Origin of the sequence: Streptomyces profundus, assembly GCF_020740535.1 — a bacterium.
GTDB lineage: Bacteria > Actinomycetota > Actinomycetes > Streptomycetales > Streptomycetaceae > Streptomyces > Streptomyces profundus.
Genome location: NZ_CP082362.1, coordinates 1,026,132 through 1,046,373, shown reverse-complemented (window position 1 = coordinate 1,046,373; position 20,242 = coordinate 1,026,132). Strand labels below are relative to the sequence as shown.

General features: G+C 70.6%; 17 protein-coding genes. 12 read left to right on the top strand and 5 right to left on the bottom strand.

Translation table 11 applies throughout. The features are described from left to right. Positions 1-70 precede the first annotated feature (70 nt). Positions 71-3,049 (bottom strand): excinuclease ABC subunit UvrA, encoded by a 2,979-nt coding sequence (gene uvrA, locus K4G22_RS04655; protein WP_228078387.1) that lies wholly within the window; start codon positions 3,047-3,049, stop codon positions 71-73. A gap of 234 nt (positions 3,050-3,283) precedes the next feature. On the opposite strand from uvrA, the gene K4G22_RS04650 reads away from it, so the two are divergent. The 12 genes from K4G22_RS04650 (at position 3,284) to pgi (ending at position 15,758) form a co-directional block, all read left to right on the top strand. After that, positions 3,284-3,973, top strand: coding sequence for a maleylpyruvate isomerase family mycothiol-dependent enzyme (locus tag K4G22_RS04650; protein ID WP_228078386.1), 690 nt, complete (start codon positions 3,284-3,286; stop codon positions 3,971-3,973). A 38-nt stretch (positions 3,974-4,011) separates the two neighbouring features. After that, positions 4,012-4,668 (top strand): MBL fold metallo-hydrolase, encoded by a 657-nt coding sequence (locus K4G22_RS04645; RefSeq protein ID WP_228078385.1) that lies wholly within the window; start codon positions 4,012-4,014, stop codon positions 4,666-4,668. A gap of 57 nt (positions 4,669-4,725) precedes the next feature. Continuing rightward, positions 4,726-6,699 (top strand): excinuclease ABC subunit UvrC, encoded by a 1,974-nt coding sequence (uvrC, locus tag K4G22_RS04640; RefSeq protein ID WP_228078384.1) that lies wholly within the window; start codon positions 4,726-4,728, stop codon positions 6,697-6,699. A gap of 66 nt (positions 6,700-6,765) precedes the next feature. Continuing rightward, positions 6,766-7,689: an RNase adapter RapZ gene (rapZ, locus tag K4G22_RS04635; RefSeq protein ID WP_228083948.1), complete on the top strand. Its 924-nt coding sequence runs from the start codon at positions 6,766-6,768 to the stop codon at positions 7,687-7,689. Positions 7,690-7,691: 2 nt separating this feature from the next. Next, a complete protein-coding gene (locus K4G22_RS04630; protein WP_228078383.1) occupies positions 7,692-8,774 on the top strand; it encodes a gluconeogenesis factor YvcK family protein in 1,083 nt (360 codons plus the stop codon). Next, positions 8,765-9,742: a DNA-binding protein WhiA gene (gene whiA, locus K4G22_RS04625; protein WP_062211244.1), complete on the top strand. Its 978-nt coding sequence runs from the start codon at positions 8,765-8,767 to the stop codon at positions 9,740-9,742. The genes K4G22_RS04630 and whiA overlap by 10 nt, the downstream gene beginning before the upstream one ends. A 166-nt stretch (positions 9,743-9,908) precedes the next feature. After that, positions 9,909-10,913: a type I glyceraldehyde-3-phosphate dehydrogenase gene (gene gap / locus K4G22_RS04620; RefSeq protein WP_228078382.1), complete on the top strand. Its 1,005-nt coding sequence runs from the start codon at positions 9,909-9,911 to the stop codon at positions 10,911-10,913. A gap of 149 nt (positions 10,914-11,062) precedes the next feature. Next, a complete protein-coding gene (locus K4G22_RS04615; RefSeq protein WP_228078381.1) occupies positions 11,063-12,265 on the top strand; it encodes a phosphoglycerate kinase in 1,203 nt (400 codons plus the stop codon). An 87-nt stretch (positions 12,266-12,352) separates the two neighbouring features. Then, complete coding sequence (gene tpiA / locus K4G22_RS04610) at positions 12,353-13,129, top strand: triose-phosphate isomerase (protein WP_228078380.1); 777 nt, start codon at positions 12,353-12,355, stop codon at positions 13,127-13,129. 121 nt (positions 13,130-13,250) lie between these two features. Next, entirely contained in the window at positions 13,251-13,481 is a 231-nt protein-coding gene (secG, locus tag K4G22_RS04605; protein ID WP_228078379.1) for a preprotein translocase subunit SecG, read from the top strand. Positions 13,482-13,564: 83 nt separating this feature from the next. Beyond that, positions 13,565-13,900, top strand: coding sequence for an RNA polymerase-binding protein RbpA (locus K4G22_RS04600; protein WP_122181812.1), 336 nt, complete (start codon positions 13,565-13,567; stop codon positions 13,898-13,900). 193 nt (positions 13,901-14,093) lie between these two features. Further along, positions 14,094-15,758 carry a glucose-6-phosphate isomerase gene (pgi, locus tag K4G22_RS04595; protein WP_228078378.1) on the top strand — a complete coding sequence of 555 codons (1,665 nt, stop codon included), beginning with the start codon at positions 14,094-14,096 and terminating at the stop codon, positions 15,756-15,758. 27 nt (positions 15,759-15,785) lie between these two features. Here the strand turns inward: pgi and pgl are convergent, their stop codons facing one another. The 4 genes from pgl to tal are packed head-to-tail and all read right to left on the bottom strand — an operon-like array spanning position 15,786 to position 20,231. Next, positions 15,786-16,535, bottom strand: coding sequence for a 6-phosphogluconolactonase (pgl, locus tag K4G22_RS04590; RefSeq protein ID WP_228078377.1), 750 nt, complete (start codon positions 16,533-16,535; stop codon positions 15,786-15,788). Further along, positions 16,532-17,572 carry a glucose-6-phosphate dehydrogenase assembly protein OpcA gene (gene opcA, locus K4G22_RS04585; RefSeq protein WP_228078376.1) on the bottom strand — a complete coding sequence of 347 codons (1,041 nt, stop codon included), beginning with the start codon at positions 17,570-17,572 and terminating at the stop codon, positions 16,532-16,534. Before opcA ends, pgl begins: the two co-directional genes overlap by 4 nt. Further along, positions 17,569-19,095 (bottom strand): glucose-6-phosphate dehydrogenase, encoded by a 1,527-nt coding sequence (zwf, locus tag K4G22_RS04580; RefSeq protein WP_228083947.1) that lies wholly within the window; start codon positions 19,093-19,095, stop codon positions 17,569-17,571. Before zwf ends, opcA begins: the two co-directional genes overlap by 4 nt. A 17-nt stretch (positions 19,096-19,112) precedes the next feature. Next, the gene (tal, locus tag K4G22_RS04575) at positions 19,113-20,231 is read right to left on the bottom strand and encodes a transaldolase (RefSeq protein WP_228078375.1); all 1,119 of its coding nucleotides are present in this window, start codon (positions 20,229-20,231) and stop codon (positions 19,113-19,115) included. Positions 20,232-20,242: the final 11 nt, after the last annotated feature.

Sequence of the window (20,242 nt, the reverse complement as noted above, 5' to 3'; positions counted from 1 at the left end):
CGTTCCAAGGGAGTTGACGCTTTGCCAGACTCTGACCGGGAACTTCCGGGAAACAACGCGACGGGATACGTCAGCGTTTGACAGCCGCCCTCCTTCGGGCGGGCTTTGCGACCGCACCCGATGCGCGGGCCCCGTCCTTGCCTGCCGCTCCGCTCTTGCCGGTCTTCCTGCCGGCGGCGCGCGGCGCGACGGGGGTCGCATCGCTCACCGCGTCCCCCAGGATCTCCCGGAGGAACTTCCCCGTGTGGCTGGCCGGAACGGACGCCACCTCCTCGGGCGTGCCCTCGGCGAGCAGCAGCCCGCCGCCGGCGCCGCCCTCCGGGCCCATGTCGAGCACCCAGTCGGCCGTCTTGATGACATCGAGGTTGTGCTCGATCACCACCACGGTGTTGCCCTTCTCCACCAGGTCGGACAGCACCGTGATCAGCTTCCGGATGTCCTCGAAGTGCAGCCCGGTGGTGGGCTCGTCCAGCACGTACACCGTGCTGCCGGTGGCCCGCTTCTGGAGCTCGGAGGCGAGCTTGACGCGCTGCGCCTCGCCGCCGGAGAGGGTGGGCGCCGGCTGGCCCAGCCGGACATAGCCGAGGCCCACGTCGTTGAGGGTGCGCAGATGGCGGGCGATGCCGGGGACCGCGGCGAAGAACTCCAACGCCTCCTCGATCGGCAGATCGAGCACCTCGGCGATGGACTTGCCCTTGTAGTGGACCTCCAGCGTCTCCCGGTTGTACCGGGCGCCGTGGCAGACCTCACAGGGCACATAGACGTCGGGCAGGAAGTTCATCTCGATCTTGATCGTGCCGTCGCCCGAGCAGTTCTCGCAGCGACCGCCCTTCACGTTGAACGAGAAGCGACCCGGCAGATACCCGCGGACCTTCGCCTCCATCGTCTCGGCGAAGAGCCGCCGGATGTGGTCGAAGACACCCGTGTAGGTGGCCGGGTTGGAACGGGGGGTGCGGCCGATCGGCGACTGGTCCACATGGACCACCTTGTCCACCAGATCGTCCCCGGTGACCCGGGTGTGCCGGCCCGGCACCGACTTGGCGCCGTTCAGCTCCCGCGCGAGGTGCGTGTACAGGATGTCGTTGACCAGCGTGGACTTCCCCGATCCCGAGACGCCCGTGACCGCGGTCAGCAGCCCGATGGGGAAGCTGACGTCGATGCCCCGCAGGTTGTGTTCGCGCGCGCCGTGCACCGTGAGCAGGCGGTCGGGGTCGACCGGCCGGCGGATGGCGGGGGTGGGGATCACCCGCGCGCCCGAGAGGTACTGGCCGGTGAGGGACTCGGCGTTGGTGAGCAGCTCCGCGTACGGACCGCTGTGCACCACCTTGCCGCCGTGCTCGCCGGCGCCCGGGCCGATGTCCACCACCCAGTCCGCGGTCTTGATGGTGTCCTCGTCGTGCTCGACGACGATCAGCGTGTTGCCCAGATCGCGCAGCCGCACCAGCGTCTCGATCAGCCGGTGGTTGTCCCGCTGGTGCAGGCCGATGGAGGGCTCGTCCAGCACATAGAGGACGCCGACCAGGCCGGAGCCGATCTGGGTGGCCAGCCGGATGCGCTGGGCCTCGCCACCGGAGAGCGAGCCGGCGGCGCGGTTGAGCGAGAGGTAGTCGAGGCCGACGTCGACCAGGAACTTCAGCCGCTCGTTGACCTCCTTGAGGACCCGCTCGGCGATCTTCCTCTCGCGGGCGGTGAGCCGCATCTGGCCGAGGAAGTCGGCGCACTCGCTGATCGACATGCCCGCCACCTCGGCGATCGACCGGCCCTGGACCGTGACCGCCAGGATCAGCGGCTTCAGCCGGGTGCCCTGACAGGCGGGGCAGGGCACCTCGCGCATATAGCCCTCGAAGCGCTCCCGGCCCGAGTCCGTCTCCGCCTCGGCGTGCCGCCTGCGGATGAACGGAAGCACCCCCTCGAAGGCGGTGCTGTACGCCCGCTCCTGGCCGTGGCGGTTCTCGTAGCGGACCTCGATCTTGGTCTTGTGACCGTTGAGCAGCGCCTTCTTGGCCCGCTGCGGCAGCCCCTCCCAGGGGATGTCGCTGCGGAAGTTCAACGCGTCGCCGAGGGCGCCGATCAGCAGGTTGAAGTAGCCCTTGGTGTGGCCGTGGGACCACGGATGGATCGCGCCCTCCTCCAGCGTCTTCTCCGGGTCGGGGATGATCAGCTCCGGGTCGACCTCCATCTTGGTGCCGATGCCGGTGCACTCGGGGCAGGCGCCGAAGGGGGAGTTGAAGGAGAACGAGCGCGGCTCCAACTCCTCGAAGGAGAGATCGTCGTACGGGCAGTACAGATGCTCGGAGAACATCCGCTCGCGCTGCGGGTCGTCCTCGGGGAGGTCGACGAAATCCAGGATGACCATCCCGCCGGAGAGGCCGAGGGCCGTCTCCACCGAGTCCGTCAGGCGCCGCTTGGCGCTGTCCTTCACCGTGAGGCGGTCGATCACCACCTCGATGGTGTGCTTCTCCTGCTTCTTCAGCTTGGGCGGATCGGCGAGCTGGATCGTGGTGCCGTCGACCCTGGCCCGGCTGTAGCCCTTGGTCTGAAGGTCGGCGAAGAGGTCGACGAACTCGCCCTTCCGCTCCCGCACCAGCGGCGACAACACCTGGAACCGGCTGCCCTCGTCGAGCCCGAGCACCTTGTCGACGATGGCCTGGGGCGACTGCCGCGCGATGGGCCGGCCGCACTCCGGGCAGTGCGGCTTGCCGATCCTGGCGAAGAGCAGCCGCAGGTAGTCGTAGACCTCGGTGATCGTGCCCACCGTGGAACGCGGATTGCGCGAGGTGGACTTCTGGTCGATGGAGACGGCGGGGGAGAGACCCTCGATGAAGTCCACATCCGGCTTGTCCATCTGCCCGAGGAACTGCCGGGCGTAGGCGGACAGCGACTCGACGTATCTCCGCTGGCCCTCGGCGAAGATCGTGTCGAAGGCGAGCGAGGACTTGCCCGATCCCGACAGCCCGGTGAAGACGATGAGCGAGTCGCGGGGCAGGTCGAGCGAGACATTCCGAAGATTGTGCTCGCGAGCGCCACGAACGATGAGTCGGTCGGCCACGCCGGATGGACCTTTCGTTGTTGATCTGCGTTTACCTGAGTTCATCTGGGTCGATCAGGGTCGATCCGGATGCGTTCGCTGCTGGAGGCGAGCGCCTGTCCCAGGGTATGGGGGACCACTGACAAACGATGTCGGATGCCGAGTCCCGCGCTCCGCAGCCTATAGCACGTGCGTTCGATTGCCGGTGGCTTCCGCGTCCTTTCACTCGATGGAGTGGCGAGCTAGCGTGTGATCATGACCGCACCCGAAAGCGACCTGGCGGCTGTCGCGGACGCCACCGCCCAGCTCCTGGACACAGCCGCCGGGCTGGGGCCGGCGGAGCTCGCCGCCCCTTCCCTGCTGCCGAACTGGAGCCGGGGCCATGTGCTCGCCCATCTGTCGCGCAACGCGGACGCCCTCACCCGGGTCCTCGCCGGCCAGCCCATGTACCCGGACGAAGAGGCCAGGAACACCGACATCGAGCGGGACGCGCCCCGCCCGCCGACCGCCCAGCTGGACGACCTGCGCACCAGCTCGGAGCGGTTCCTGACCGCCGCCAGGGCGCTCGACGAACAGCGCTGGGCGGAGGTGGTCGCCCTCCGCAATGGTGTCACCGATCTCGCGTCCAGCCTGCCGTTCCGCCGCTGGGTCGAGGTCGAGCTGCACCATATCGACCTCGGCGCTGGGCGGACCGTCGCCGAGCTGCCGGGCGCCTTCCTCGACCGGGCGTTGCGCTACCTCGCCGACCGGTTCGCCGGCAACCCCGCCCTCCCGCCGATCGAGCTGCGCGCCGAGGACGGCCGGCACTGGCGCACCGGAGGGGCCGAGGGCGAGTCGCGGACCGTCGCCGGCACCCCGGCGGCCCTGGTCGGCTGGCTCTCCGGCCGCACCCCCGGCAGCGGCCTGACCAGCGCGGAGCCGCTCCCCGAACTGCCCCCGCTCTGAGCGACGCCCGAAGCGACCTTCTGAGAGGCACCACGAGCATGCCGTACACAGGGAACGTCACCGTCGGCGGTCCTGCCGACGCGCACGAGCTGGCCCATCTGGTGATCAGCAAGATCGCCGTGGGGCCCATGGAGAACAACGCCTATCTGCTCCGCTGCCGGGCCACCGGCGAACAGCTGCTGATCGACGCAGCCAACGACGCCGCCGCCCTGCTGGAGCTGATCGGCCAGGACGGCGTCGTCGGAGTGGTGACCACGCACCGGCACGGCGACCACTGGCAGGCGCTCGACGAGGTCGTGCGCGCCACCGGCGCACCCACCTACGCCGGACGTCTCGACGCCGAGGGCATCCCGGTGCCCACCTCGGTCCCGTTGGACGACGGCGACGAGGTCGCCGTGGGCCGCTGCCGCCTCACCGTCCGTCATCTGGTCGGGCACACCCCGGGCTCCGTCGCGCTGGTCTACGACGACCCCGACGGGCGCCCCCATCTCTTCACCGGGGACAGCCTCTTTCCCGGCGGGGTCGGCAACACCCATGGCGACGCGGCGGCGTTCGCCAGCCTGCTGCACGACGTCGAGACCAGGCTGTTCGCCCAACTCCCCGACGAGACCTGGGTGTACCCGGGGCACGGCGCCGACACCACGCTGGGCGCCGAACGACCGAGCCTGCCGGAGTGGCGCGAGCGCGGTTGGTAGCCGCCCAGGACGCGCGCGCTTCGCTCACTGTCAGTTGGCGGCAGTAGGGTTGCGGTCATGGCCGATCCTTCCAGCTACCGCCCGAGGCCGGGCGAGATTCCCGACTCGCCCGGCGTCTATCGGTTCCGCGACGAGCACCGCCGGGTGATCTATGTCGGGAAGGCGAAAAGCCTGCGTCAGCGCCTTTCTTCCTATTTCCAGGACATCTCAGGACTGCATCCCCGCACCGCCACCATGGTCACCACGGCTGCCTCGGTGGAGTGGACGGTGGTGGGCACCGAGGTCGAGGCCCTGCAGTTGGAGTACTCCTGGATCAAGGAGTACGACCCCCGATTCAACGTCAAGTACCGCGACGACAAGAGCTATCCGTCACTCGCGGTGACCATGAACGAGGAGTTCCCCCGCGTCCAGGTGCTGCGCGGCGCCAAGCGCCGGGGCGTGCGCTACTTCGGCCCCTACGGGCACGCCTGGGCCATCCGCGAGACGGTGGATCTGCTGCTCCGCGTCTTTCCCGTGCGCACCTGCTCCGCCGGGGTGTTCAAACGCGCGCACGCCATCGGGCGCCCCTGCCTCCTCGGCTATATCGAGAAGTGCTCGGCGCCCTGCACCGGCCGGGTCAGCCCCGAGGAGCACCGCGCGCTGGCCGAGGAGTTCTGCGACTTCATGGCCGGGCGCACCGGCACCTACCTCCGTCGCCTGGAGACGGAGATGGCCGAGGCCGCCGAGGCCCTGGAGTACGAGCGGGCCGGCCGGCTGCGCGACGACATCGAGGCGCTGCGGCGCGCCATGGAGAAAAACGCGGTGGTCCTCGCCGACGCCACCGACGCCGATCTGATCGCCCTCGCCGAGGACGAGCTGGAGGCGGCCGTGCAGATCTTCCATGTGCGCGGCGGCCGGGTGCGCGGACAGCGCGGCTGGGTCACCGACCGGGTGGCGAACGTCACCACGGGTGAGCTGGTGGAGAGCGCCGTGCAGCAGCTCTACGGCGAGGAGAGCGGCGAGAGCGTGCCCAAGGAGGTCCTGGTGCCCGCGCTGCCCGAGCCCCCGGGGCCGCTCACCGACTGGCTCACCGAACGCCGCGGCTCCGCGGTCAACCTCCGCGTCCCGCAGCGCGGCGACAAGCGCGATCTGATGACCACGGTCGAGCGCAACGCCCGGCAGGCGCTGGTGCTGCACAAGACCAGACGCGCCTCCGATCTCACCACCAGGTCCCGCGCGCTGGAGGAGATCGCCGAGAACCTCGGCCTGGACTCCGCGCCGCTGCGCGTCGAGTGCTTCGACATCTCCCATCTCCAGGGGGACGACGTGGTCGCCTCCATGGTCGTCTTCGAGGACGGTCTCGCTCGGAAGAGCGAATACCGCCGGTTCCAGATCAAGAGCTTCGCCGGACAGGACGATGTCCGGGCCATGCACGAGGTGGTCTCCCGGCGGTTCCGCCGCTATCTGCGCGAGCGCGAGCGCACCGGGGAGTGGGCGGTCGAGGAGGAGCCGGACGACGCGTTCCCCGCCCCGGTGGAGGACGACGGCCGGCCCAAGCGCTTCGCCTACCCCCCGCAGCTGGTGGTGGTCGACGGCGGCCAGCCGCAGGTGGCGGCGGCCCGCCGGGCGCTGGACGAGCTCGGCATCGACGATGTCGCGGTCTGTGGCCTGGCCAAACGGCTGGAAGAGGTCTGGCTGCCCGGCGAGGAGGATCCGGTGATCCTCCCGCGCACCAGCGAGGGGCTCTATCTGCTGCAGCGGGTCAGGGACGAGGCGCATCGCTTCGCCATCCGCTATCAGCGCGGAAAACGGTCACAATCAATAAGAAAGGGTCCTCTCGACGCCATTCCCGGCCTCGGGGAGACCCGTAAGAAGGCGCTGCTCAAGCACTTCGGCTCGGTCAAGCGGCTCCGTGCCGCCACCGTGGAGGAGATCAGCGAGGTGCCCGGCATAGGCCGCAAGACCGCCGAGACGGTCGCGGCGGCCCTCGCCGGTCAGGCCCAGGCCGCCCCCGCGGTCAACACGGCCACCGGCGAGATCGTCGAGGACTGAGCGAGCGCGGAAGAGGCAACCCACAACGACCCACTTCACAAAGGAACAGGCGGGGGATTGAGCATGATGAGTGAACACACCAGAGGCGAGGAACCCACCACCGGGCCGGCCGGCGGCGAGGAGGCCGTCACCACCCCGGAGCTGGTCATCATCTCCGGCATGTCCGGAGCCGGCCGCAGCACCGCGGCCAAGTGTCTGGAGGATCTCGGCTGGTTCGTGGTGGACAACCTCCCACCGGCCCTGATCCCCACCATGGTCGATCTCGGCGCGCGCTCCCAGGGCAACGTCGCCCGGATCGCCGTGGTGGTCGACGTCCGGGGCCGCGGGTTCTTCGACAGCCTGCGCGAGTCGCTCACCGATCTGGAGACCAAGGGCGTCACCCGGCGCATCGTCTTCCTTGAGGCGTCGGAGAACGCCCTCGTCCAGCGGTTCGAGTCGGTCCGCCGCCCGCATCCGTTGCAGGGCGAGGGCCGGATCGTCGACGGCATCGCCGCCGAACGCGATCTGCTGCGCGAGCTGCGCGGCGACGCCGATCTGGTGATCGACACCTCCAACCTCAACGTCCACGAGCTGCGCGCCAAGATGGACGCCCAGTTCGCCGGCGGCGACGAGCCCGAGCTGCGGGCCACCGTGATGTCCTTCGGCTACAAGTACGGCCTGCCCGTCGACGCCGACCACGTGGTCGACTGCCGCTTCCTGCCCAACCCGCACTGGGTGCCGGAACTGCGCCCCTTCACGGGGACGAGCGAGGAGGTGTCCGGGTACGTCTTCAACCAGCCGGGCGCCAAGGAGTTCCTGGACCGCTACGCCGAGCTGCTCCAGCTGATCGCCGCCGGCTATCGGCGCGAGGGCAAGCGCTATGTGACCATCGCCGTCGGCTGCACCGGCGGCAAGCACCGGAGCGTCGCCATGTCCGAGCGGCTGGCCCGCCGGCTGTCGGCGGAGGGAGTGGAGACCGTGATCGTCCATCGTGACATGGGACGCGAGTAGGGATGCCGCGCAAGGCGATAAGACAGCGTCGCGCGGCCTCGGGCGGCGCCCCCCTGTTGGGGCGCCGCTCCCTCCGCACGGCGCGGGGCGGCCGTCGTGGGGCCCAGCCCAAGGTCGTCGCGCTGGGCGGGGGCATGGGCCTGTCCGCCTCGCTCACCGCCCTGCGTCGGATCACCGGCGATCTCACGGCGGTGGTCACCGTCGCCGACGACGGTGGCTCCAGCGGGCGGCTCCGTGACGAGCTGGGCGTGCTGCCCCCCGGGGATCTGCGCAAGGCGCTGGCCGCGCTCTGCGGCGACGACGAGTGGGGCCGCACCTGGTCCGAGGTGATCCAGCACCGCTTCCAGAGCGAGGGCGCGCTGCACGACCACGCGGTGGGCAACCTGCTGATCGTCGCGCTCTGGGAACAACTGGGCGACCACGTCGGCGCCCTGGACCTGGTCGGCAAGTTGCTGGGCGCCCATGGGCGGGTGCTGCCCATGTCCGCGGTGCCGCTTGCCCTGGAGGCCTCGGTGCTCGGGCACGATCCCGCCAGCCCCGACGAGTTGGCCCGGGTCCGTGGCCAGGCGGCCGTGGCCCTCACCCCCGGGGAGGTGCGGGAGGTGATGCTGGTGCCGCACGACCCGCCCGCCGTGCCGGAGGCGGTGGAGGCGGTGTTGGACGCCGACTGGGTGGTTCTCGGTCCGGGCTCCTGGTTCTCCTCCGTCATCCCCCACCTGCTGGTGCCCGAGCTGCTCCAGGCCCTGGTCAGCACGAAGGCCCGCAGGGTGCTCTCGCTCAACCTCGCGCCCCAGCCCGGCGAAACTGATGGCTTCTCACCGCAGCGTCATGTGGAGGTTTTGGTACAACACGCCCCTAAACTCGCCTTCGACGTGGTGCTGGCAGATCGGGCCGCCGTCCCCGACGGAGAGAGCCTGAGCCAGGCCGCCGCCGAACGGCTGGGGGCCGATGTGGTGTTGGCACCGGTGGCCGCGAGCGGTGGCTCCGGTGCCGGCGCTGGCTCTCCTCGGCACGACCCTGAGCTACTGGCCGCCGCGTATGACCGTGTTTTTCGGATGCATGGAAGGATCGGCCCATGGCGATGACGGCTGCGGTGAAGGACGAGATCTCCCGTCTTCCCGTCACCCGCACCTGCTGCCGCAAGTCGGAGGTGTCGTCCATCCTGCGCTTCGCGGGCGGCCTGCACCTGGTGAGCGGGCGGATCGTGATCGAGGCGGAGCTCGACACCGGAATCGCCGCCAGGCGGCTTCGCCGGGACATTCTGGAGATCTTCGGGCACTCGTCCGACCTGGTGGTGATGGCCCCCGGCGGACTGCGGCGGGGCAGCCGCTATGTGGTGCGGGTGGTGGCCGGGGGTGACCAGTTGGCCCGGCAGACCGGGTTGGTCGACGGCCGGGGCAGGCCCATCAGAGGGCTGCCGCCCCAGGTGGTCTCCGGGGCCACCTGTGACGCCGAGGCCGCCTGGCGCGGTGCCTTCCTGGCGCACGGCTCGCTCACCGAGCCGGGACGTTCCTCCTCCCTTGAGGTCACCTGCCCGGGACCCGAGGCGGCGCTGGCCCTGGTCGGTGCCGCCCGGCGGCTCCAGATCGGGGCGAAGGCCCGCGAGGTGCGCAGCGTTGACCGGGTGGTCGTCAGGGACGGTGACGCGATCGGCGCGCTGTTGACGCGCCTCGGCGCGCACGAGTCCGTGCTGGCCTGGGAGGAGCGGCGGATGCGGCGCGAGGTGCGCGCCACGGCCAACCGCCTGGCCAACTTCGACGACGCCAACCTCCGCCGTTCCGCCCGGGCGGCCGTCGCCGCCGGGGCCCGGGTGCAACGCGCGTTGGAGATCCTGGGCGACGAGGTCCCGGACCACCTCGCGGCGGCCGGCCGGCTCCGGATGGAGCACAAGCAGGCGTCCCTTGAGGAGTTGGGCGCGCTCGCCGAGCCGCCGCTCACGAAGGACGCGGTGGCGGGCCGGATCCGCCGGCTGCTGGCGATGGCCGACAAGCGCGCGCAGGATCTGGGCATTCCGGGGACGGAGTCCAACCTCACGGAGGAGATGGTCGGCTGACCGCGCCCGGAACCGGTGTCGGAGGCCCGCGGTTCCGGGGGCCGAACACGCCTGGGCGATGTCTCTCCCCGGACGTCGGCGCGGTAGGGTCGGAGACGGTCGGGGACATCCCAATACAGCATCGCCGGTATCTGTTTCGCCGGCGTACCAACGAGGAGATCGGTTCGTGACGATCCGCGTAGGAATCAACGGCTTTGGCCGTATCGGTCGCAACTACTTCCGCGCGCTCCTTGAACAGGGGGCGGATGTCCAGATCGTCGGTGTCAACGACCTGACCGACAACGCGACTCTGGTTCACCTGCTGAAGTACGACAGCATCCTCGGCCGCCTCAAGGAAGAGGTCAGCCACACCGACGACACCATCACGGTCGGCAACCAGACGTTCCGCACCCTGGCCGAGCGCGACCCGGCCAAACTGCCCTGGTCCGAGCTGGGCGCCGACATCGTGATCGAGTCCACCGGCATCTTCACCAAGCGCGAGGACGCCGCCAAGCACCTCGCCGCCGGCGCCAAGAAGGTCCTCATCTCCGCCCCGGCGAAGAACGAGGACATCACGATCGTGATGGGCGTCAACCAGGAGCAGTACGACCCGGCGGCGCACGAGGTCATCTCCAACGCCTCGTGTACCACCAACTGCGTGGCCCCGATGGCCAAGGTGCTCGACGAGAGCTTCGGCATCGTCAAGGGCATGATGACCACGGTGCACGCGTACACCAACGACCAGCGCATCCTGGACTTCCCGCACAAGGACCTGCGTCGGGCCCGCGCCGCGGCGGAGAACATCATCCCCACCACGACGGGCGCCGCCAAGGCGACCGCGCTGGTCCTCCCGCAGCTCAAGGGCAAGTTGGACGGCATCGCGATGCGCGTCCCGGTGCCCACCGGCTCGGTCACCGACCTGGTGGTGGAGTTGGAGCGCGACGTCACCAAGGAAGAGGTCAACGCGGCGTTCCGCACCGCCGCCGAGGGGCAGCTCAAGGGCTACCTCGACTACACCGAGGACGCGATCGTCTCCTCGGACATCGTCAACTGGCCGGCCTCCTGCACCTTCGACTCGTCGCTGACGATGAGCCAGGGCAAGCAGGTCAAGATCGTCGGTTGGTACGACAACGAGTGGGGCTACTCGAACCGCCTGGTGGACCTGACGGTCTACGTGGGCGAGCGGCTCTGACCCGCTGTTGAACGTGGCGCCGCCCGGCCGCCGGATGGCAGGCCAAGGGCCCGCGGAGCGCGCGAAGCGCTCGGCGGGCCCTCGCCGCGTCCGCCACGTCGGATGGGGACAGAAGCGGTTCTCGAGTGCCTCAAGGAGTCCAGACAACCATGAAGACCATTGACGACCTGAGCGTCGCCGGGCAGCGGGTGTTCGTCCGCGCCGATCTGAACGTCCCGCTCGCGGACGGCACCATCACCGACGACGGCCGGATCAGGGCCGCCGTGCCGACCATCAGCAAGTTGATCGAGGCGGGCGCCAGGGTCGTCGTCGCCTCGCACCTCGGCCGCCCCAAGGGCGCGCCGGATCCGGCGTACTCGCTGGCCCCCGTCGGTCGCCGGCTCGGCGAGCTGCTCGGCCAGGATGTCGTCGTCGCCACCGACACGGTCGGCGACAGCGCCGAGGCCGCCGTCGCCGGGCTGGGCGACGGACAGGTGGCGCTGCTGGAGAACCTCCGTTTCAACGCGGGGGAGACCAGCAAGGACGACGCCGAGCGCGGCGCCTTCGCCGACCGGCTCGCCACCCTCGCCGACTTCTACGTCGGCGACGGCTTCGGCGCCGTGCACCGCAAGCACGCCTCCGTCTTCGACCTGCCGGCCCGCCTGCCCCATGCGGCGGGTGGCCTGATCGCGAGCGAGGTGGGCGTGCTCAAGCAGCTCACCGAGGACGTCAAGCGCCCCTACGCGGTGGTGCTCGGCGGCTCCAAGGTCTCCGACAAGCTGGGCGTGATCGACCATCTGTTGGAGCGCGCCGACCGCATTCTGATCGGCGGCGGCATGGCCTTCACCTTCCTGGCCGCCCAGGGCCACGAGGTGGGCGACTCGCTGCTCCAGACCGACCAGATCCCGACCGTCCAGGAGTATCTGCGGCGGGCCCAGGAGAAGGGCGTGGAGTTCGTGCTGCCCGTCGACGTGGTGGCGGCCAAGGACTTCCCCGACCTCAGGACCAAGGCCCCGGCCGGTCCCGTCGAGGTGGGCGCCGACGCCATTCCCGCGGGCCTCATGGGTCTTGACATCGGCCCGCGGACGAGGGAGCTGTTCGCCGCCAAGGTGGCGGACGCGGCCACCGTCTTCTGGAACGGTCCGATGGGCGTCTTCGAGCACCCGGACTTCGCCGAGGGCACCAGGGCCGTCGCCCAGGCCCTGGTGGACAGCGACGCGTTCACCGTGGTCGGCGGCGGGGACTCGGCGGCGGCCGTGCGACTGCTCGGCCTGGACGAGAACGGTTTCGGCCATATCTCCACCGGCGGCGGCGCGAGCCTGGAGTACCTGGAGGGCAAGGCCCTCCCGGGCCTGGCCGCGTTGGAGGACTGAGATGGGGCAGTCGAGCCCCCACACCAGCACGTCGCGCGTCCGCGCGCCGTGGGCAGCCAGGACAGCAGGGAAGAAAGGGGCGGGCGCGTGAGTCAGCGCACTCCGCTGATGGCGGGCAACTGGAAGATGAACCTCAACCACCTTGAGGCCATCGCCCATGTGCAGAAGCTCGCCTTCGGCCTCGCGGACAAGGACTACGAGGACGTCGAGGTGGCCGTGTTGCCGCCGTTCACCGATCTGCGCTCGGTGCAGACGCTGGTGGACGGCGACAAGCTGAAGATCAGGTACGGGGCGCAGGACATCTCGGCCTTCGACTCGGGCGCCTACACCGGCGAGATCTCCGGACCGATGCTGGCCAAGCTCAACTGCTCCTACGCCGTCGTCGGCCACTCCGAGCGCCGTCAGTACCACCACGAGGGCGAGGAGATCTGCAACGCCAAGGTGAAGGCCGCCTACCGGCACGGCATCACCCCGATCCTCTGCGTGGGCGAGCCGCTGGAGGTGCGCAAGGCCGGTGGCCAGGTGGCGCACACCCTGGCCCAGCTCGACGGGGCGCTCGACGGCCTGCCGGCCGAGCAGGCCGCCAGCATCGTGATCGCCTACGAGCCGGTGTGGGCCATCGGCACCGGCGAGGTGGCCACCCCCGACGACGCCCAGGAGGTCTGCGCGGCGATCCGGGTCCGGCTCGGTGAGCTGTATGACGGCGCGCTGGCCGACGGGGTGCGTATCCAGTACGGCGGCTCGGTGAAGTCGGGCAATGTCGCGGCGATCATGGCGCAGCCGGACGTGGACGGCGCCCTGGTGGGCGGGGCGGCCCTCGACGCCGAGGAGTTCGTCAAGATCGTCAGGTTTCGTGATCAGTAGCCCCTGGGGCCACACCCCGAGCTAGCGGTACCCTGTCCGGGGGCCGGCCGCAGGCCCTGTGCCGCCCTGGTCGGCTCCCGGAATTGTCCGTCGTTCGTCGTCGTAGAGAGTTGGTCCAGTCGTGGAAACGGCGTTCCAGATCGCGCTGATCGTCTTCAGCTTCCTGCTGGCACTTCTCGTGCTGATGCACAAGGGCAAGGGCGGCGGCCTCTCCGACATGTTCGGTGGGGGTATGCAGTCCTCGGTCGGCGGGTCGTCGGTCGCCGAGCGGAACCTGGACCGGATCACGGTGGTGGTCGCCCTCGCGTGGGTCGCGATCGTCGTGGTGCTCGGTCTGCTGATGAAGTCATAAGTCAGTAACTCCCAGCACTGGACGTGCGTTGAGCCTTGCATAGACTGAGGACTTCGCAGGATGGCAGGCAGGGAGTAACGACCGTGGCAGGTGGCAACGCGATCCGAGGCAGCCGGGTCGGGGCGGGGCCCATGGGTGAGGCCGAGCGCGGGGAGACCGCGCCCCGGCTGAGGGTCTCCTTCTGGTGCGCGAACGGGCACGAGACGCAGCCCAGCTTCGCCAGCGACGCACAGATCCCGGAGACCTGGGACTGTCCGCGTTGCGGGTTCCCCGCAGGCACCGAGCGCGACGATCCGCCGGACCCACCGCGTACCGAGCCCTACAAGACCCATCTCGCCTATGTGCGGGAGCGGCGCAGCGACGCCGACGGTGAGGCGATTCTCGCCGAGGCGCTCGCCAAACTACGCGGTGAGATCTGATCGGACGCGTCCTCGGTGAAGGAGTTCGGCCCCGGCATCCTGTGCCGGGGCCGAACCGCTGTGCGGGCCGGTCGAGTTCGGGTCCTGGCCCACGGCGACGACCTGGAGCGCTCCCCGACCGGGCCGCCGCCCGGGCGCGGTCGATCGACTAGCGTGGGGCGGGACGTCAGCACAAGGGATAACCGAGGCGAACATGACTACAGGTGGCCGGGGCCGTCTTGACCAACTGCCCGAGTGGAGCGCGCTGGTGAAGCACCGCGCCGAGCTGGGCGAGGTGGGCCTGCGGAAGCTGTTTGACGAGGACCCGGGGCGGGCCGAGCGGTATGGCCTGACGGTGGGCGGCCTCTATCTGGACTACTCCAAGCAGCTGGTGACCGACGAGACACTCCGCCTGCTCCAGGCGCTGGCGCGGACCACCGAGGTGGCCCGGCTGCGGGACGCGATGTTCCGAGGCGAGCGGATCAACGTCACCGAGGACCGCGCGGTCCTGCACACGGCGCTGCGCGCGCCGGCCGACGCCGTGGTCGAGGTTGAGGATGGAGAGAACCGCGAGAATGTCGTGCCGGCCGTGCACGCCGTGCTGGACCGGCTCTCGGAGTTCGCCGAGCTGGTGCGCTCGGGGGAGTGGCGCGGTCACACCGGGGAGCGGATCGGCACCGTCGTCAACATCGGTATCGGCGGTTCCGACCTGGGTCCGGCGATGGCCTACGAGGCGCTCCGCCCCTACAGCCTGCGGGAGATCGACTTCCGCTTCGTCTCCAACGTGGACGGCGCCGACCTGCACGAGGCGCTGCGCGATCTGGACCCGGCGACCACGCTCTTCATCGTCGCCTCCAAGACGTTCACCACCATCGAGACCATCACCAACGCCACCTCGGCCCGGCAGTGGCTGCTCGACGGCCTCGGTGGCGACCCCGCGGCCGTCGCCCGGCACTTCGTCGCCGTCTCGACCAACGCCGAGAAGGTCGCCGCCTTCGGCATCGACACGGCCAACATGTTCGAGTTCTGGGACTGGGTCGGCGGACGTTACTCCTTCGACTCGGCGATCGGGCTCTCCCTGGTGATCGCCATCGGCCCGGAGCGTTTCCGGGAGATGCTGGGCGGCTTCCGGCTGATGGACGAGCACTTCCGCACCGCGCCGCCGGAGGAGAACGCGCCGCTGCTGCTCGGCCTCCTGGGCGTCTGGTACGGCGCCTTCTTCGACGCCCAGGCGCACGCGGTGCTGCCCTACAGCCACTACCTCGGGCAGTTCACCGCCTACCTCCAGCAGTTGGACATGGAGTCCAACGGCAAGCGGGTGGACCGGCGGGGCCGGCCCGTCACCTGGGAGACCGGGCCCGTGGTGTGGGGCACGCCGGGCACCAACGGGCAGCACGCCTACTACCAGCTGCTCCACCAGGGCACCAAGCTGATCCCGGCCGATCTGATCGGCTTCGCCCGCCCGGTGGCCGAACTGCCGCCGGCGCTCGCGGCGCAGCACGACCCGCTGATGGCCAACCTCTTCGCCCAGGGCCAGGCCCTGGCGTTCGGCAAGACCCCGGACGAGGTGCGCGCCGAGGGGGTGGCCGAGGAGCTGGTGCCCCACCGCACCTTCCCTGGGAACCGCCCGACCACCACGATCCTGGCCGATGAGCTGTCCCCCGCCGTGCTGGGGCAGCTGATCGCGCTCTACGAGCACAAGGTGTTCGTCCAGGGCGCGGTGTGGGACATCGACTCCTTCGACCAGTGGGGCGTGGAGCTGGGCAAGGTGCTCGCCAAGAAGGTCGAGCCGGCCCTGACGGAGGGCGCCGAGGTGCCGGGGCTCGACGCCTCGACCGCCGGCCTCGTCGCCCGCTACCGCGCGCTGCGCGGCAGGTGAGCGAGGAAACCGGCGGTCGGGAGGCGGTCAGCCGGCCGTGGCCGCCTCGGGCAGCTCGGTGGCCGCCGCCTGGTCGACCAGCAGCAGCGTCTCCCCCGTGCCCCTGACGCCGGCCGCCGGCGTCAGGGCCTGGTCGGCGCCGCGCATGACCCGCGCTGCGGCCTCGGCCTTGTCCGCGCCGGCCGCCAGCAGCCAGACCCGGCGGGCGGCGTTGATCGCGGGCAGGGTGAGGCTCAGCCGGGTGGGCGGCGGCTTGGGGGCCTCGCGCACGGCGACGACCGTCCTGTCCCGCTCGCCGACGGCCGGCAGCCCGGGGAAGAGCGAGGCCACATGGCCGTCCGGGCCGACGCCCAGCAGCAGGACGTCGAACGGGTCGGTGGCGGCGTCCAGTTCGGCGGCATAGCCCTTCGCCGCCGCCTCCGGATCGTCGCCGAAGGGCCCGTCCGACGCGGGCATCACATGGACCCGGCCCGGTTCGAGCGGGACCGCGTCCAGCAGCGCCTGGGCGGCCTGGGTGTGGTTGCGGTCCTGGTGGCCCGCCGGCAGGAACCGCTCGTCGCCCCACCAGAGGTCGAGGCGGGAGAAGTCGACGGCCTCCCTGGCCGGGGCGGCGGCCAGCGCGGCCAGCAGGCCGTTGCCGTTCCGCCCGCCGGTCAGCACCACGGACGCCGAACCACGGGCGGCCTGGGCGTCCTGGATCGTGGTGATCAGGCGGGCCGCCGCGGCCTGGGCCATCAGCTGCTGGTCCCGGTGGACCAGCAGCCTCGGCACCGTCACGAGTCCGACCCCGCGGCCTTGCCGACCCGCTCCTGGGGCTTGCCGACGGCGGCCTTCGGCCTGACCGCGGCGGCGGGCCTCGCCGCCGGGCCGCCGTGCCCGTTGCCGCCGGCGACGCGGCCGGCGGCCCCGTGGAACCGGACGGCCTGGGCGTACGCCTCGTCCGGGTCGAGCCGGCGCAGCTCCTCGGCGATCAGCTCCGAGGTGGGGCGTCGGTTGAGCGCCACATGCCGGTCCGGCTGTCCCGGCACCGCGAGGGTGGCCAGCGAGCTGTCCGGACGCTCCAGCCGGATCGTCCCGTCCTCGACGGTCAGCCGTACCGCGGTGATGCCGGGGCCAGGCGAGACCACCCGGGAGACCGGCACGCCAAGACGCACGCCGAGCCAGTCGGCCAGCAGCTCGGTGCTCGGGCTGTGATCCTCGCCCTCCACCTCGGCGGCGGAGATCGGGGCGTGCTTCTGGTCCAGCGCGGCGGCCAGCACGCTGCGCCACGGGGTGATCCTGGTCCAGGCCAGGTCCGTGTCGCCGGGGGAGTAGACCGCCGCCCGGCGCGCCAGCTCGGCCGCCGGGTCCTCGCTGGTCGCCGCGTCCGTGATGCGCCGCTGCGCCAGCGCGCCCAGCGGGTCGTCCGAGGGGTGCGCGGGCGCGTCCTCGGGCCACCACACCACCACCGGCGCGTCCGGGAGCAGCAGCGGCAGCACCGCGCTGTGCGCGTGCGCGGCCAACTCGCCGTGCAGGCGCAGCAGCACCGTCTCGCCGATGCCGGTGTCGCCACCGACCCGCACCTCGGCGTCGAGGCGGGCCGAGGCCCGCTCGCGCCGCGAGCGTCCTGGCCGGCCGATGACCACCAGGGTTCGGGAGGGGTGCTCCTTGGACGCCTCGTTGGCCGCCTTGAGCGCGTCGTAGTGGTTGCCCTCGTCGGTGACGATGACCATGGTCAGCACCATGCCGACGGCCGGCGAGCCCGTCGTCCGACGAGCCCTGATCAGGGCGGAGTTGATCTGGCTCGACGTGGTGTCCGTGAGATCGATGTTCATGGCCGCCGCCAGCTCCGTCCGTCGCGCGCCAGCATGTCGTCCGCCGCCTTGGGACCCCAGGTGCCGGCGGTGTAGGGCTCGGGCTTGCCGTGGCGGGCCCAGAACTCCTCGATCGGATCGAGGATCTCCCAGGACCGCTCGACCTCCTGGTGCCGGGGGAAGAGGTTCGCGTCGCCCAGCAGCAGGTCGAGCAGCAGCCGTTCATATGCTTCCGGGCTGGACTCGGTGAAGGACTCGCCATAGGCGAAGTCCATGGTGACGTCCCTGATCTCCATCTGGGTGCCCGGCACCTTGGAGCCGAAGCGCACCGTGATCCCCTCGTCCGGCTGCACCCGGATCACCAGGGCGTTGCGCCCCAACTCCTGGGTGTCGGTGGTGTTGAAGGGGGAGTAGGGGGCGCGTTGGAAGACCACGGCGATCTCCGTGACCCGGCGGCCGAGCCGCTTGCCGGTGCGCAGGTAGAACGGGACGCCGGCCCAGCGGCGGTTGTCCACCTCCAGCTTTATGGCCGCGTAGGTGTCCGTGGCGGAGGCGGGGTCGATGCCCTCCTCCTCCAGATAGCCGGCGACCTTCTCGCCGCCCTGCCAGCCGGCCGCGTACTGCCCGCGCACCGTGTGCCGGCCCAGATCGGCCGGCAGTTTCACGGCGTTCAACACCTTGAGCTTCTCGGTCACCAGGGTGTCCGCGTCGAACGACGCGGGCTCCTCCATCGCCGTCAGCGCCAGGAGCTGGAGCAGGTGGTTCTGGATCACGTCCCGGGCGGAGCCGATGCCGTCGTAGTAGCCGGCCCGACCCCCGATGCCGATGTCCTCGGCCATGGTGATCTGGACATGGTCCACATAGGAGCGGTTCCAGAGCGGCTCGAACATGGTGTTGGCGAACCGCAGCGCCAGGATGTTCTGAACCGTCTCCTTCCCGAGGTAGTGGTCGATCCGGAACACCTCGTGCGCCGGGAAGACGTCGTGCACCACCCGGTTCAGCTCCTGCGCCGAGGCCAGGTCGTGCCCGAACGGCTTCTCGATCACGGCCCGCCGCCAGCTGTCGCCCGACCCCTCGGAGAGGCCGTGCTTCTTCAGCTGCCGCACCACCGTGGGGAAGAACTTCGGCGGCACCGAGAGGTAGAACGCGAAGTTGCCCCCCGTGCCGCGCTCCTTGTCCAGCTGGTCGATGGTGCCGCGCAGCCGGACGAACGCCTCGTCGTCGTCGAAGGTGCCCTGGACGAAGCGCATGCCCTCGGCCAGCTGCCGCCAGACCTCCTCACGGAACGGGGTGCGCGCGTACTGCTTGACCGAGTCGTGCACCACCCGGGTGAAGTCCTCGTCCGCCCAGTCCCTCCGGGCGAAGCCGACCAGGGAGAACCCCGGCGGCAGCAGACCGCGGTTGGACAGGTCGTACACGGCCGGCATCAGCTTCTTGCGGGAGAGGTCGCCGGTGACCCCGAAGATGACCAGGCCCGAAGGCCCCGCGATGCGGGGCAGTCGGCGGTCCTGCGCGTCGCGTAGCGGGTTTGTGTGGTTCCCGATACCGCTCACCTTGGGTCTCAACCCTCCCCGCGGGCCAGGCGTTCCAGCTCCGCCTGGGTGGATTCGAGCAGCGCGACCCAGGCGGTCTCGAACTTCTCCACACCCTCGTCCTCAAGCACCCGCACCACGTCGTCGTAGTCCACGCCGACCTTGGCCAGCGCGTCCAGATCGGCGCGCGCCTGCTCGTAGGTGCCGCGGACGGTTTCCCCGGCGATCTCCCCGTGGTCCTCGGCCGCCTTGAGCGTCGGCTCCGGCATGGTGTTGACCGTGCCGGGCGCCACCAGCTCCGTGACGTAGAGGGTGTCGGGGAGGTTCGGGTCCTTCACCCCGGTGGAGGCCCACAGCGGGCGCTGCGCGTTGGCGCCGGCGCGCTCCAGCGCCTGCCAGCGGTCGGCGGCGACGACCTCCTCGTACGCCTGGTACGCCAGCCGGGCGTTGGCCAGGGCGGCCTTGCCGCTCAGCGCCTCGGCGTCCGGGGTGCCGATCGCCGACAGCCGCTTGTCGATCTCGGTGTCGACCCGGGAGACGAAGAACGACGCCACCGAGTAGATCGAGCCCAGGTCGAGGCCGCGGGCCTTCGCCTGCTCAAGACCCGTCTGGTAGGCGTCCATCACCTCGCGGTAGCGGTCCAGCGAGAAGATCAACGTCACATTGACGCTGATGCCGCGCCCGATGGTCTCCGTGATCGCGGGCAGCCCGGCCCTGGTGGCCGGGATCTTGATGAACGTGTTGGGGCGGTCCACCAGCCAGGCCAGCTGCTTGGCCTCGGCGATGGTCGCCCGGGTGTCGTGGGCCAGCCTCGGGTCCACCTCGATGGAGACCCGGCCGTCGAGCCCGTCGGTCGACTCGTGCACCGGGCGCAGCACATCGGCGGCGTCCCGGACATCGGCGGTGGTGATCATGCGCACCGCCTCCTCGACCGTCACCTTGCGGGCCGCGAGGTCGGCCAACTGCTCCTCGTAGCCGTCGCCGTGTGAGATCGCCTTCTGGAAGATGGTCGGGTTGGTCGTCACACCCACCACGTGCTGGGCGTCCAGCAGCTCGGCGAGGTCGCCGGACGAGATCCGCCTGCGTGACAGATCGTCCAGCCAGATCGCGACACCCTCCTCGGAGAGGCGCTTGAGTGCGTCAGTCATGGAATTCGCGT